The sequence below is a fragment of the Lysinibacillus sp. CTST325 genome, from assembly GCF_054665055.1.
Window position 1 is genome coordinate 250011 of record NZ_BAAFHO010000004.1, and the last position, 13177, is coordinate 263187.

Below are 13177 nucleotides of genomic sequence, written 5' to 3' on the forward strand. Positions count from 1 at the left end.
GTATTGTATCGCATTTTTCCCCTTGTATTCAAGCATAATAATTCCTTTCACATAGATGAATAAAAGGTTAAAAGATTGGTCATGCTAGTTGTAAATAAAAGTTCCAAATAAAGGTGGGAGGATTTTAATATGAGTAAAGTAAGACAAGATGCTTGGTTAGAAGAAAACGATGAATTATTAGCAGAGGCGGTCATTCGCCATGTGACGGAAGGTAGTACACAATTAAATGCCTTTGAAGAAGCTGGTGATGCTTTAAATCGTACTGCTGCTGCATGTGGTTTTCGTTGGAATGCTGTTGTTCGTAAAGAATACGAGGAACAATTATCAGAAGCCAAGAAAGAAAGAAAAGAAAGAATGCGAGTGTTAGGAGCTCCAGCAAGACGCCGTGCTTCTAGTATGTTTACAGTTAATAGTAGTGCTGCAGAGGGTAAATCAATTCCTCTTTCTGCATTAAATCTTGATATTGTTATAGCCTATTTACTACGTTTACAGCACTCTGGTGAAATAGGTAATGAGTCTTCAAAATGGAGACAACTAGTACACGTAACATCTGAGAAAAATAAAAAACTAGAGAAAACAATTACACAACTAGAAGAGGAAAATAGAGCTATTCGAAAAGATTACGAGCAATTTGTTCAAATTATGAACCGTGCTAGACGTCTAGTAACACTAGATGAAGAGGAAGAACGAATTGCACCTGTTTTCAAAATGGAGAAAAACGGAAATCTTGTTGTAAGTAGCACTTATACACAAGAAAATGGCGATGCGCTTAATTAGCAGCATCGCTTTTTTCTTTGAACGTGGTACTCTCACTGATTATGCTTACTTTGGTTCAAGCATTTTCTTATTCCGATCTAAAACACGTTGTAAATAAAACGCATATAGCGTCAATTCTTCATCATGAAAAGATTCAGCTCGAATTTCTTCTGCCATATTGTGAAGAAGCTGCTGTAAACGAATAACAACGGCTTCCACTGTTAATGATGCATCAATAAGTTCAGATAATGACGCCATCACATCAGGGACAATGTTTGGATACGTAAATTTTGTTTCTTCTCCTCTAAGACTTTCCTCATAAAAGTCACGAATGAGTGCAGCTCGATCCGAACCGCTTCCTTCAACACATAAATAAATTTGCACTGCTACCCCTTGACGTAAGCGTCTCTGAGAAATACCAGCAAATTTCTTTCCTGCAATACTTAAATCATAGGAACCTGGACAATAGGAGCCTACAATTTCATAGGCTTCAATTTGATCTGCTACTTCAGGGAACAATCCTTTTACTAGAGCTACCATGACATCATAGCCATCATCAATGCTTAGCGCTTCCGTTTGTTCAGATAAAACAATAGAAATATTCAGTACACCTTCATCAAGCACAACTGCTAATCCGCCTGAATTGCGTACAATAGGATCATAGCCACGTTCTTTAAGCAAGTCCATGCCCTGCTGCACATATGGTAAACGGTGATCCTGAATACCAAGCACAACCGATGCATCATGTACCCATGTACGAATAGTTGGTGGAGAAGCTAATTGCCCTACTAACTGACATAAAGTATCGTCTGTTGCAAAGGATTCAAGTGGCGATCTTTGCTTTGCGCTAATCGATTGATCGTAAAAACGCCAAATCGGCTGTTGTAAAATACTTTTCATGATTGGAACTCCTCTATCTACATCTATTCTCTTTAGAATACATTATCTATGGAAGGTGTCAAATTCGTGAAATGCAATCATGAACTTAGGGAATTTGAACAAACTATGATAAACTAAAATTTGAATGGTATTCACTTATAAAGGAGTGTTTTTAATAATGAATGAAGCAGCAATTACTTTAGATGGTTGGTACGCTTTACATGATTTTCGCTCAATTGACTGGGCTTCATGGAAACTAGTTTCAGCTGAGGAACGCCAAGCAGCAGTAGAAGAATTCATTGCATATTTAGAAAAATTAAATGAAGCTGATATCGCTAAAACAGGTGCTCATGCATTTTACGCAATCGTTGGTCAAAAAGCTGACTTTATGATTATGACATTACGTGAAACAATGGATGAGCTACAAGAGCTTGAAGCTGAATTCAATAAATTAGCGATTGCTGATTTTACAATTCCTACATATTCATATGTATCTGTTGTAGAGCTTTCTAACTATTTAGCAGGTGATTCAGACGAAGATCCTTACCAAAATCCACATGTGCGTGCTCGTCTATATCCTGAACTTCCACGTGCTAAGCATGTATGCTTCTATCCAATGGATAAGCGTCGTCAAGGCGATGACAACTGGTATATGCTTTCAATGGATGAACGCAAATCTCTAATGCGTTCTCACGGTATGATTGGTCGTGGCTATGCTGGTAAAGTTAAACAAATTATTACTGGTTCTGTTGGCTTCGACGATCACGAATGGGGCGTAACACTATTCGCAGATGACGTACTACAATTCAAAAAATTAGTATATGAAATGCGTTTTGATGAAGTTTCAGCTCGCTACGGTGAGTTTGGTGCATTCTTCGTTGGTAACCTTCTTGATAACGAAAAACTTGTGAAATTCTTAACTGTCTAAAATACTTTTAAATATCAATTTCGCCTTGGCGTAATTGCGTCCGGAGGCATTAGGCCAACGTGATGTTGGTCACTCAGTCGTGTGTTGCTGTCGCTTCGCTTTCGCACAGATAAATTGCCACAGGACGTTGCGTTCTTAGACTGAGTTCCTCTATTTCAGTAGATGTTTGGAAAAGGAACCCTATCGGCATTCATCTCACTGACTTCATGAGGTGGGAGTCTTCTGCTGAATGAAGATAAAAATGCGAGTCCATAGTAGTTTTATTAAAAGTCAAGTTATTTTCTACTATTCAAGATTTAACAACAGGACAAATAGAATGTTACACATTATAATCACTTTTTGCAGAATTAGTTGAAGGACTAATTCTGCTTTTATTTTTATATAGATAAGCATCAATCTATACTGTAAAATATTAGTGATTCTAGTAACTACGTATTTGAAACCTATTGTGAAGAAAGGAATTAATATTTTGATTAATGTATATATGGATGATTTAAGAGATTGTCCTATTGGTTTTGTCGTGGCAAGAACGTTTCAAGAAGCAATTCACTTACTTGAAAATCACGAAGTAGATATCCTTTCTCTTGATCATGATTTAGGAGAAGATCTACAAGGTAATCTATTGCCAACAGGTTATGACTTAGTTAAATATATTTGTGAAAAAAGGTTACGGGCAAACAAAATATATATTCATACGGACAACCCTGTTGGTAGAGAGAATATGTATCAAACACTACATGAAGCGAAACGAAGAGGTTTCATTGATTCAGATATTGAAATTTACCACTATTCTATTAAAGAAAATAAATATACCGAATGAAGTAATACTAATCAATTTGAACATTAAATAAAAGTTAAGAAATTGGAGAGTGAAAATAAAGAGCTAAAGGAGCAATTGAAATTTGCTTACGCAGAGGGTGTATAAAGAGTTATGATGAAGAACAGCCATATTTGATGTTTTAAATAGGTGAGTCTCAAGAATTATAACTCTAAGGTATATACACGATTTTATACAAAGGGTAGAACAAACCAAGATAGTGAAAATACTGATATATCAACTGTTTCCACCTTTGCATAAATCAATGTATAAATAATGTTCATAAGAAAAAGCAACAACCTCTGTCCAATCAGTGTTTGTTACTTTTCTTTACGTAACCAAACTTTCATTGGGAACGTTATTTAAAATTTGTTTGTATACTATATAATCTTAAGAGAGCTAATGTGCTTTTAAGTTTAATAAAAATAGAAATGTTGGTTATTTTGATATTATATCTACTTTATCTAATCCACGTTGAGGGGGATTAGAATCTAATTGGGAACCGTCCCAATATACAATTACATGGGTTCCAACTTGTAAATCCACATATTTCCCTATTTCAAAACTATAATATGCTCCGCCCTTTTCCTGAGCAAGCTTTATTAATTCGTCCAGCTTCTTATTAGAAATATCTTCATGAAGAACATTTGGTACAACTAAAATTTGGTTTATCCCATCTGAAAGCTCTTTTATATCTACAATAATGCCTTCTTGATGTTCCAAATTTGTTGCTTCTTGTCCACAACCAGCTATTAGGAAACTCAATGCAATTGCTAAAGCAAGTAGTTTTTTCATAAATCTCCCCTCCTATTGAAATTGACTTTTTTAAATAGTTTAAGTTACAACTTATAATAAATAAATCTCCCAAAGCGTCGTTTAGTCATTTTTTTGTCCTTTAATTTATTTATCTTTTTTAAATTTTAGTCTTGATAACGAACAAATTGTTTAGTAAGGAACGAAAAAAAGAATGGGCAGTCCACCACTTATTACGAATGTCCATATTTTTTATTTATTTGAACTGTTCAAAATGATTTGCGACCCATCTTTCTTGATTTTCAGCCACATATTGTTCAACTGCTAGTAAGCGATTCACTAACTCATCTTTAGAAAGCTGCATATATTTTTTCTTAGCATTATTTATATCCCGTTTAGAAGAAATCCTTCTTAATGCAGTTTCGTCAAATTTAGAAGGCATGACTGACTTTTTATGCGTGTTCTTTACTTTAAAGGTTCTGCTATACTGTTGATAATAGGCATGTAGTTCCTCATTACGCTTAATGGTATTCATATGGATGCCCTTTCCTTTATCATCAAAGGCTTTCGAATGCTCGCTAATGTTATGATAGGTTACAGGAATTCCTTGAGTTACAAGAAAGTCAATGGTTTGTTTACCGATAGAAACAGAACGCTTCTTACGTTGCTGATGTACTTGATCAAGCCACTGATGTTTATCTAAATGGATTCCTTTTGGTGATTGGTTCATAGCTACGTTCCTCTCTACATTGCTTAATTAAATCAATCTCTTTCAATTCAATCTTCGCTTGCTTTGCCATCTCTTTCGCTTTTCGAACTTCGACCTCTAATCCCATTTGTTTAAATCGTCTTTCCATATCTTTTGATAACTGAATGACTTCTAATAATTCATCCTCTTGGTCTGGTTCGGGTATTTTTGCTTTGCAGCCTAAACACTGCATTTTAGTAGGGCAAACATAATCTGTAACACAAGTACCACCTAATACTTTATTGAATACACCGACTTTTTCTGCATGGGCATCAAATTCTTTTTGTAACTCTTGTGGACTTCTTAAATAGACATCATCAATGTCTACATAACTTGAGATGACATCATGAAGCTCACTTACTGATTCTGCGATTTGTGTAGGTGTAGGTGTAGGAGCTGAATAATACCCTGTAACATTCAAATCCTTCTGATGTAGCATTTTTGCGACAATATCAATCGGCATTTTTTGACGCTGAACAGCTTCTGTCGCAAATGCATGGCGTAATAGATGTGTTTTTATAGTTACAGCTTTTCCTTCTTGCATCTCAAATAATAATCCATGAAGGAAAAATCGAATGGAACTGTATAAAGCATCTCTTTTTAATGCTTTACCTGCATATTGAAAATAATAAGGCATGTAGAGGATAAAGATAGTCAAAATAAAAAGCACATCACTAAAATTTGCATTTAGTAATGTGCATTTTTATTAAATGTGTAACATTATAAGTGAAAAACGATTAAATAAGACTTCATGTACAATTACTTGTACTTAATCTTACATAGTATGGACTCGCATTTTTTAAATTTCATTTTCTTCGCTGTTCTCTGATTCCAATATTAAAATAATTGTATGAATAAAAAAGCCAGTTAGAATCATAAGGAAAACTAAATACCAATTATATGGTTGATGATAGTATTCTGCTATACCAACGGCCATGAATGCACTTATGATAATTGCTACAAACGTACCAAAACTATGCATTATAACACTCCTTCATGAAAGCAAAAAATAATTTTCAACTTTAGTATGTCACAGTTTGTTTTTAATATACTTGCAAAACATTAGATTTCATCTACTTAATCAAAAAAAATTAACAAAAAATAAGAAAGTGTCACCAACTACGATGACACTTTCTTATATTCATACCTCAAGACCTTTCATCCTTAACCTTCAAAATTAGTATGATCGTATGGATGAAAAATCCTACTACAGTTATTAATATAAAGAGATACCAATGGAGTGGCTGTCCGTAAAAACTCCCTACTAAAAATGCCAGCACAGCACTCAACAAAATGCCTACCCAAACACCAATCTCCATACCCTATCACCTCACATGTATTCAATACACATGCAATTTCCTATCTCACGTTCCCCATTATATTTTTATCTCTATTTCCTTATTTTTATAAAATTTAGGCTGTGGGGTTGATTTCCGTTCTAGCTAGGCGGTTTCCTGAGGACGTCGGAGCAAAAAATGCTTTCTGTGTGAAAGCGTAGTGTAACAACGGGATGTTCATCACAAGGCGTTACCACAGGACTTGATGCTTTTAGCCCCCGCCCCCTACTCGCTTGCGCTCCAGGGTCTCATCTGTGACGCTGATTCACAAGGGGCCCAACCTCACTCCACTCCAATCAACTTATATACATAGCATACGTTTGGTGTTGAACATCTAAAATTTTTTAAAAGTCTACCCCTCTTTTACAGACTACTCGTTAGTACTAATATATGCGAAGCTTTTTTAAATTGTGAATTTCTTTCAATCAATTATGCCTCGGCATAATTGTAGCTGACGCTTCGCTTTCGCTACAAAAGACATCTGCTGAAAAAAGTTAAAATTGAACATGTCTACAATACCATCATGCATATACTGTCTGCGAGGAGGAGTGAAAATCGCCGTTATAAAGACGAATGATGCACAAACAGCCATGCTAGAAAGGCTTATGCGCTCTGAGGCAGAAGGTGAAGAAAATTTAGGTATGCTGAGGGTCGGCAATGTTGGCGTCAATCGTGTACGAGCCGATTGTTTAGATTTTACGGATGTTCGTACAATTGAACAAGTGGTTTTTCAGCGTCCTAGGGGCTTTGAAGCGACACAAAAAGGCTACTTTTATCAACGAGCACGTGATCAAGACCTTCGATTAGCGAAGAGAGTTATTCAAGGCGAAAGATTCCATCCGGCGACTCGTTCGCTATGGTTTTTCAGACCTGAGGGAGATTGTCCAGCACAATGGTATGGTCAATGGAACACGGGAAGATTCAAAGCACATTGCTTCTTCTCGCCAACCGAAGAAGATTGTCCTCAAATCTAAAAGAAAGAAGGTTGATAACTTATGATGCCTTATTATTGGACACCAACAACGCAACAACAAATGCCTCCACAGGTAATGCCTCCACAGACGACTGGAGCACGACCACCTGGACGGGAGCAATCGTATATTGAAAATATTTTCCGTTTGAATCGCGGAAAGCCTGGTACTTTCCATTTTTCCTTCGAGCATGCGGTTGAGCCAGGAAAAAACACGAAAATTGTGCGAGGCGTTGTAGAAGCTGCTGGACGAGATCATGTTATTTTACGTGAACTCAAATCGAATCATCGTTTCCTATTCCCAATGATTTACTTTGATTTTGCTGAATATGATGAAGAAATGGCTTATTTTAACCAAAATCCATAAGAAATTAGCTATTCAAAAATTCATATTTTCTTATATGGTAAAATCCCGCTCCTCTATATGCGAATAAAATAAGAACAAAATATCGGTTTGCTCCTTCGCTCCGTTTTACTCACGCTTCGTCGCATTGCAAGTTTCGCTAGACTGCTAATTGGGTCTGGTGTTCTTGCTTGCACTGTAAATATTTTCGTATGTAACGTGGAATCTGCGTGGATATTTGCCATTAGATCAAAAGAATTGGCATGTTAGGATACCTCCTAGCATGCCAATTTTTATTTACTATTGATTTTCTTGTAAAAACTGTAATGTTGCTTTTCCTAATGTTTTGGCAGCAATCAACATTGCACGTTCATCAAAGTCAAAGCGTGCATGGTGGTGAGGATATGCTACTTCCCACTCTGGCTTTTTAGCTCCTGTGAAGAAAAATGTTCCTGGTACACTCTCTAAATAATACGCAAAGTCCTCACCAATCATAAATGGTGGGCACGTTATAACATTTTCTACTCCTGGTATATCTGCTGCAAGTTGTGCAATAAATTCTGTTTCTTTCACATGGTTATACACAGGTGGATAGCCTCTTGTATAACGATAGTCATAGCTTGCACCGAATGCCAAACAAGTGGCATTTAAAACTGCCTCAAGTTCTTGCTCCATCTGTTTACGTACCTGTTCTTCAAAAGTACGGACTGTTCCGGCTAATACTACCCGTTCAGCAATAACATTGAAAGGATTAATTGCCTCCAAATGACCAATTGTTAAGACGGCTGATTTTAATGGATCAATACGTCGAGATATAATCTGCTGTGCATTGACTACAAACTGTGACGCAAGAGTAACTGCATCTATAGAATGATGCGGCTCCGCACCGTGACCACCTTTGCCATGAATCGTAATTTCCACTTTATCCGCAGCAGCCATAATTGCTCCATCGCGCACCAATATATCCCCTAACGGTGTTGGTGCCCATAAATGAGTACCGAAAATAACATCTACCCCGTCTAGACAACCATCTTCGATCATAGGCTTTGCTCCACCTGGCGCCATTTCTTCGGCATGCTGATGAATAAATACTACATTGCCCGCAATATCATCCTTTATAGCATGAAGTGCTTTAGCAAGCCCTAGTAATGTTGCAGTATGACCATCATGTCCACATGCATGCATTTTACCATCCACTTTTGATTTATAAGGGACGTCATTTTCCTCCTGAATAGCCAGTGCATCAAAATCAGCGCGCAATGCCACTGTTTTACCTGGCTTCCCTCCACGTAAAGTAGCAACAACACCACGTTCACCTACATGCTCACGAACCTCATGTCCTAATGCTCGATGAAAAGCAGCTACATAGGCTGGAGTTTCCACTTCCTCAAAGGACAATTCCGGGTATTCGTGTAAATGACGACGAATTGCTACCATTTCATCATAGTTATTATCTAGTAAAGTAAAAAGCTTCTCCATATCATAAACCTCACTTCCTATTTATCGAACTTATTTGATAATTACAGTGTACTATAAATCCTTACAAAAACAATAGGGATTAAAACTATCCATTCTATAGTAATTATATTGTTCATTACGAAGAACAATTCTCTTGATCCGTTACTAGTAGTTTCCAATAAAACAAAAACTCCCTTACATATAGTGCAAAGGAGTAACTTAGAAAGAGTATTTATATTCAATTTTTATCGCGCATGTTTAAGGGCAGCAACGATAATTAGAACCCAGCCAGTTAAAAATAGAACACCACCAATTGGCGTGATGGCACCTAGAACTTTAACGCCGCTGATTGCCAGTACATATAAGCTTCCTGAAAAGAAGACAATACCTAGGTTAAAAAAGATTCCAGCTAAATTTAACTGCTTTACTTCACCTAGTAGTTTCGAGCTCATCAATATGCCAATCACCAGTATAGCCGTGGCATGAAACATTTGGTACTGAACAGCTGTTTCCCAAATTCCGCGACTATAATCGTCTAGAACCTCTTTTAAAGCATGTGCACCGAATGCACCCAATGCCACTGCTATAAAGCCGTGGAGTGCACCTGTTACGATAAATTTTTTCATGTCATTTTCCCTACCTTTAATCAATTTCGTCTTGGCGTAATTGTAGCTGACGCTTTGCTTTCGCTACAGAAAACATTTGCCGCCGTTGCTACGCTTTCGCGCAGATAAACAATAGTCCGGATTTTGAATTGCTTAGACCTGCACGATGCAGGTCAGTTAGCCGTTTTCGCAGGATGCGAAGATTTTAGGCTAACATCCTTGTATTTATTCCTTTCAAGATCCGTGACATCCGTCGGAGGCTTTGGGCCAACATGATGTTGGTCACTCAGTCGTTGCCACAGGACGTGGCGTTCTTAGACTGGGTTCTTCTATTTCAGTAGGCGTTGGGACACCTACTGAAAAGGAACCACATCCGCATTCATCCACCTTCAGAGGTGGGAGTCTTCGCTAAATGAAGATAATTAAAAGTCAAAAATTGAATCACCATTTGCTCCGTCTTCTTCTTCAATTTTTGCAGTATATAAGCTTGTTTGCTTTGGTTCTGACACTAGCATTTGTGGCAGATGTTTTGACTGGGCTTTAGAAATGCTATCAGAAGAGTCTAATACTACATCACATAATGCTCGTATTGCCGTTAAGGCTTCACGAATTTGCTGTTCGTCTCCAGCATTTTTAACACCAGATAATTGTTTTTCAAGTTGTTGTATAACGGCTTGATAAGGAATCATTGCATTCTCCCACTTTCTGCTTTTGGCACAAATTTTAGGCAGTCTGTGCCAGAGGATTGTTTAACGACAACAGATGGTATTTGCTTCGTTTTAAAGCCATATGCTACACAGGCCCGTGGAGTTTGTGGGTCCCACGTTACTTTAAAATATTGACATTTAAAACAATTTACCTTCATCGTTGTTCCCCACTTTCTTCTATTATTAACTGTAACACGAAACGATGAGTGATGTGCATCAATTTCGCCTTGGTATAATTGTAGCTGTCACTACAAAAACATTTACTGAATGAAGATAAAGATTTGCGCCAGTCTAAGCTAGACTCCAATCAATTGGTTGCTCTCCCCATTCCACTAACTGTGCATTGATCTTCGAATATGGTTTACTGCCGAAAAAACCTCGATAAGCACTTAGTGGACTTGGATGAGGTGCTTCTAAAATTAAATGTGATGTTGAGTATTGACGAATTAATTGTTTTTTACGTTGTGCTGGTTTACCCCAAAGCACAAAAATAATGGGTTTATCTCTTGATGCTAATTTATCGATTACAGCATCCGTAAATTGCTCCCATCCTTGTTCTTTATGAGAATTCGCCTGACCTGCTCGAACAGTTAATACAGTGTTCAGCAACATTACCCCCTGCTGTGCCCATTTTGTTAATGTTCCATGTTGAGGGATTGGACAGCCAAGATCATCTTGTAACTCTTGTAGCATATTTCGTAGGCTTGGTGGATGTTTGATTCCCGGCATGACCGAAAAGCTTAATCCATGTGCTTGGTTTGGTCCATGATACGGATCCTGACCTAAAATTACGACCTTTACATCTTGATAAGCCGTCGTATTAAATGCATTCATTATGTCATTTATCGGGGGATAAATTGTTTCTGTTGAATATTCATCATCTACAAATTGAAGTAACTTTGTGTAATATGTCTTTTCTATTTCTTCTGCAAGTATTGCTTGCCAATCATTCGGGAATACTTGTTTCATTGTAATATAAGCCCCTTTCTCTTCTTACAACGGTACAAAAAAACAATGTTGAATTCAAGTATCCAGTTCAATTATGCCTTGTCATATTTGCGTCTAGAATCGGCTTTGTGCTTAGACCAGTAGATATTTTTTGCGCAAAAGCGTAGCGGCAGTAGCAAATGTTTTTTGTGCGAAAGCGTAGTGCTAGCGTAGCTGCAGCAACGTATCTTTGTCTGTGCAAAGCGAAGCGACAGCAATACAGCACCGATGCAGGTCAGTTAGCCGTTATCGCATGGATGCGATGATTTTAGCCTAACATCCTCTAAGAACTCCTTTCCGATTCTGTGACATTCGCGGAGGCATTAACTTCTTTCAGATGAAACTGAAAGAAGTTAAACTGACCTTCTAAAAATATCAAATTCTGACTATTTTTATAGAATCAGAATAAGACTATACTAGATGGTAATTTTAAAACTTTCATCTATAAAGGAGATCTTCCACATGGCTCTTAAAAAAACTTTAACAATTGCTGGTTCAGATACATCAGGTGGCGCAGGGATGCAAGCCGATCTTAAAACATTTCAGGAGCACGGCACATATGGCATGGTGGCATTAACAGTTGTCGTAACAATGGATCCAAACGGTTGGACTCATAACGTAACGCCATTACCATCAGAGCTTTTGCAAAAACAAATCGATACTGCTCTCTCAACAGGCATTGACGCTATAAAAACTGGTATGCTGTCAACGGAAGAAATTATTCGTATCGCAGGTGATGCTATCGCAAAATCTGGTACTGCAAATGTTGTCATTGACCCTGTAATGGTATGTAAGGGAGAAGATGAAGTATTGAACCCCGGTAATACAGATGCAATGATTCAACATCTTTTACCATTAGCTACAGTTACAACTCCTAACCTATTTGAGGCTGGGCAATTAGCTGGAACTGGAACACCAAAAACAATCGAGGAAATGAAAATCGCTGCTCGCAAAATTCACGACCTTGGTGCCAAAGCCGTTGTGATTAAAGGCGGAAAAGCGTTAGCTACTAAAAAAGCAACTGACTTATTCTTCGATGGTGCAAAATTCTACTTATTAGAGTCTGAAAAAGTCGCTTCTACTTATAACCACGGGGCTGGCTGTACATTTGCTGCTTCAGTAACAGCAAACCTTGCGAACGGTCTTTCAGTACAAGAGGCTGTAATTGAAGCAAAAGAATTCGTTTCAGCTGCAATCGCTCACGGTTGGGAATTAAATGACTATGTAGGACCAGTTATGCACGGTGCAAAATCTCGTTTTGGTGCACCACAAGTAACAGTGACAGAAATCTAAAAACGTAAAGGCATCTGATTAGTTTCAGATGCCTCTTTTACATATAGTCGTTCTCCATCATTTCGAGCAATCCCATGGATCGTTCGAAATGAATTGAGCCAATGCCTTACTTTCCTTTTTACGCTCTGCACGCGCCTTTGCTCGTTCAGATGCCGTTTCATGTAGTTTTGTCTCCTCTACTGTTTCTGGAATAACAGATGGAACTGGGGTTGGTTTATTATTTTCATCTAATGCAACAAAGGTTAATAACGCTGTTGCCGCTACCTTACGTTCTCCCGTTTTCAAATTCTCAGAAATGACCTTCACGAAAACTTCCATGGAAGATGTCCCTGTCCACGTTACATAAGATTCGAAATAGACAGAATCGGTCGGGCGTATCGGATGCAGGAAATCTACAGAATCCGTTGAGGCCGTCACACAATCTCTACGACTATGTTTAGCAGCGGAAATTGAAGCCACTAGATCGATGTCACTCATTAATCGACCGCCAAACAGTGTATTATGATTATTAATATCATTCGGAAAAACTCTACTTGTACGCATAACTCTAGATTCTTTACAATATTTAAAGTCCTTGTTCACATCCATTCCCCCTA

Annotated in this window: 18 protein-coding genes and 1 pseudogene; 8 read left to right on the forward strand and 11 right to left on the reverse strand. The window is 37.7% G+C overall.

Going from position 1 to position 13177, the window contains the following annotated elements:
• The first annotated feature begins 129 nt into the window (after nucleotides 1-129).
• Nucleotides 130-777, forward strand: a complete 648-nt coding sequence (locus tag ACYQ73_RS12780; RefSeq protein WP_370082788.1) for an RsfA family transcriptional regulator — start codon at nucleotides 130-132, stop codon at nucleotides 775-777.
• Nucleotides 778-822: 45 nt separating this feature from the next.
• Here the strand turns inward: ACYQ73_RS12780 and ACYQ73_RS12785 are convergent, their stop codons facing one another.
• Nucleotides 823-1656, reverse strand: a complete 834-nt coding sequence (locus ACYQ73_RS12785; protein WP_460012834.1) for a lipoate--protein ligase family protein — start codon at nucleotides 1654-1656, stop codon at nucleotides 823-825.
• Between the two features lie 157 nt (nucleotides 1657-1813).
• Between ACYQ73_RS12785 and hemQ the strand changes: the two genes are divergently transcribed.
• Both hemQ and ACYQ73_RS12795 read left to right on the forward strand, forming a co-directional pair.
• Nucleotides 1814-2563 (forward strand): hydrogen peroxide-dependent heme synthase, encoded by a 750-nt coding sequence (gene hemQ / locus ACYQ73_RS12790; RefSeq protein WP_460012835.1) that lies wholly within the window; start codon nucleotides 1814-1816, stop codon nucleotides 2561-2563.
• A 484-nt stretch (nucleotides 2564-3047) separates the two neighbouring features.
• Nucleotides 3048-3383, forward strand: a complete 336-nt coding sequence (locus tag ACYQ73_RS12795) for a cyclic-phosphate processing receiver domain-containing protein (RefSeq protein ID WP_460012911.1) — start codon at nucleotides 3048-3050, stop codon at nucleotides 3381-3383.
• 435 nt (nucleotides 3384-3818) lie between these two features.
• Here ACYQ73_RS12795 and ACYQ73_RS12800 read toward each other — a convergent pair whose 3' ends face one another.
• The 4 genes and pseudogenes from ACYQ73_RS12800 to ACYQ73_RS12815 all read right to left on the reverse strand — a co-directional run bounded on the left by ACYQ73_RS12800 (nucleotide 3819) and on the right by ACYQ73_RS12815 (nucleotide 5863).
• The gene (locus tag ACYQ73_RS12800; RefSeq protein WP_460012836.1) at nucleotides 3819-4175 is read right to left on the reverse strand and encodes a DUF3221 domain-containing protein; all 357 of its coding nucleotides are present in this window, start codon (nucleotides 4173-4175) and stop codon (nucleotides 3819-3821) included.
• Nucleotides 4176-4389: 214 nt separating this feature from the next.
• Complete coding sequence (locus tag ACYQ73_RS12805; RefSeq protein ID WP_460012837.1) at nucleotides 4390-4863, reverse strand: hypothetical protein; 474 nt, start codon at nucleotides 4861-4863, stop codon at nucleotides 4390-4392.
• Nucleotides 4829-5515 (reverse strand): annotated as a pseudogene (locus ACYQ73_RS12810) (site-specific integrase); the annotation flags it as partial. The gene ACYQ73_RS12805 and the pseudogene ACYQ73_RS12810, both read right to left, overlap by 35 nt.
• 165 nt (nucleotides 5516-5680) lie before the next feature.
• A complete protein-coding gene (locus ACYQ73_RS12815) occupies nucleotides 5681-5863 on the reverse strand; it encodes a hypothetical protein (RefSeq protein WP_460012838.1) in 183 nt (60 codons plus the stop codon).
• A 903-nt stretch (nucleotides 5864-6766) separates the two neighbouring features.
• On the opposite strand from ACYQ73_RS12815, the gene ACYQ73_RS12820 reads away from it, so the two are divergent.
• Nucleotides 6767-7192 (forward strand): cell wall hydrolase, encoded by a 426-nt coding sequence (locus ACYQ73_RS12820; protein ID WP_460012839.1) that lies wholly within the window; start codon nucleotides 6767-6769, stop codon nucleotides 7190-7192.
• A gap of 21 nt (nucleotides 7193-7213) precedes the next feature.
• Entirely contained in the window at nucleotides 7214-7555 is a 342-nt protein-coding gene (gerQ, locus tag ACYQ73_RS12825; RefSeq protein ID WP_082172840.1) for a spore coat protein GerQ, read from the forward strand.
• A gap of 276 nt (nucleotides 7556-7831) precedes the next feature.
• On the opposite strand, the gene ACYQ73_RS12830 is transcribed toward gerQ, so the two are convergent.
• A complete protein-coding gene (locus ACYQ73_RS12830; RefSeq protein ID WP_460012840.1) occupies nucleotides 7832-9010 on the reverse strand; it encodes a M20 family metallopeptidase in 1179 nt (392 codons plus the stop codon).
• A gap of 224 nt (nucleotides 9011-9234) precedes the next feature.
• Entirely contained in the window at nucleotides 9235-9615 is a 381-nt protein-coding gene (locus ACYQ73_RS12835; RefSeq protein WP_460012841.1) for a DUF423 domain-containing protein, read from the reverse strand.
• A 241-nt stretch (nucleotides 9616-9856) separates the two neighbouring features.
• Between ACYQ73_RS12835 and ACYQ73_RS12840 the strand changes: the two genes are divergently transcribed.
• Nucleotides 9857-10006 carry a hypothetical protein gene (locus ACYQ73_RS12840; RefSeq protein WP_460012842.1) on the forward strand — a complete coding sequence of 50 codons (150 nt, stop codon included), beginning with the start codon at nucleotides 9857-9859 and terminating at the stop codon, nucleotides 10004-10006.
• A gap of 10 nt (nucleotides 10007-10016) precedes the next feature.
• On the opposite strand, the gene ACYQ73_RS12845 is transcribed toward ACYQ73_RS12840, so the two are convergent.
• The 3 genes from ACYQ73_RS12845 to ACYQ73_RS12855 form a co-directional block, all read right to left on the reverse strand.
• The gene (locus ACYQ73_RS12845; protein WP_370082800.1) at nucleotides 10017-10283 is read right to left on the reverse strand and encodes a YwdI family protein; all 267 of its coding nucleotides are present in this window, start codon (nucleotides 10281-10283) and stop codon (nucleotides 10017-10019) included.
• Nucleotides 10280-10459 carry a uracil-DNA glycosylase gene (locus ACYQ73_RS12850; RefSeq protein ID WP_068985233.1) on the reverse strand — a complete coding sequence of 60 codons (180 nt, stop codon included), beginning with the start codon at nucleotides 10457-10459 and terminating at the stop codon, nucleotides 10280-10282. The genes ACYQ73_RS12845 and ACYQ73_RS12850 overlap by 4 nt, the downstream gene beginning before the upstream one ends.
• A gap of 133 nt (nucleotides 10460-10592) precedes the next feature.
• Nucleotides 10593-11270, reverse strand: a complete 678-nt coding sequence (locus ACYQ73_RS12855; protein WP_460012843.1) for a uracil-DNA glycosylase — start codon at nucleotides 11268-11270, stop codon at nucleotides 10593-10595.
• A 158-nt stretch (nucleotides 11271-11428) separates the two neighbouring features.
• Between ACYQ73_RS12855 and ACYQ73_RS12860 the strand changes: the two genes are divergently transcribed.
• Together ACYQ73_RS12860 and thiD are read left to right on the forward strand one after the other, a co-directional pair.
• The gene (locus ACYQ73_RS12860; protein WP_460012844.1) at nucleotides 11429-11554 is read left to right on the forward strand and encodes a hypothetical protein; all 126 of its coding nucleotides are present in this window, start codon (nucleotides 11429-11431) and stop codon (nucleotides 11552-11554) included.
• A gap of 196 nt (nucleotides 11555-11750) precedes the next feature.
• Complete coding sequence (gene thiD / locus ACYQ73_RS12865; protein ID WP_460012845.1) at nucleotides 11751-12581, forward strand: bifunctional hydroxymethylpyrimidine kinase/phosphomethylpyrimidine kinase; 831 nt, start codon at nucleotides 11751-11753, stop codon at nucleotides 12579-12581.
• A 57-nt stretch (nucleotides 12582-12638) separates the two neighbouring features.
• Here thiD and ACYQ73_RS12870 read toward each other — a convergent pair whose 3' ends face one another.
• Nucleotides 12639-13163: an acyl-CoA thioesterase gene (locus ACYQ73_RS12870; RefSeq protein ID WP_460012846.1), complete on the reverse strand. Its 525-nt coding sequence runs from the start codon at nucleotides 13161-13163 to the stop codon at nucleotides 12639-12641.
• Nucleotides 13164-13177 lie beyond the last annotated feature (14 nt).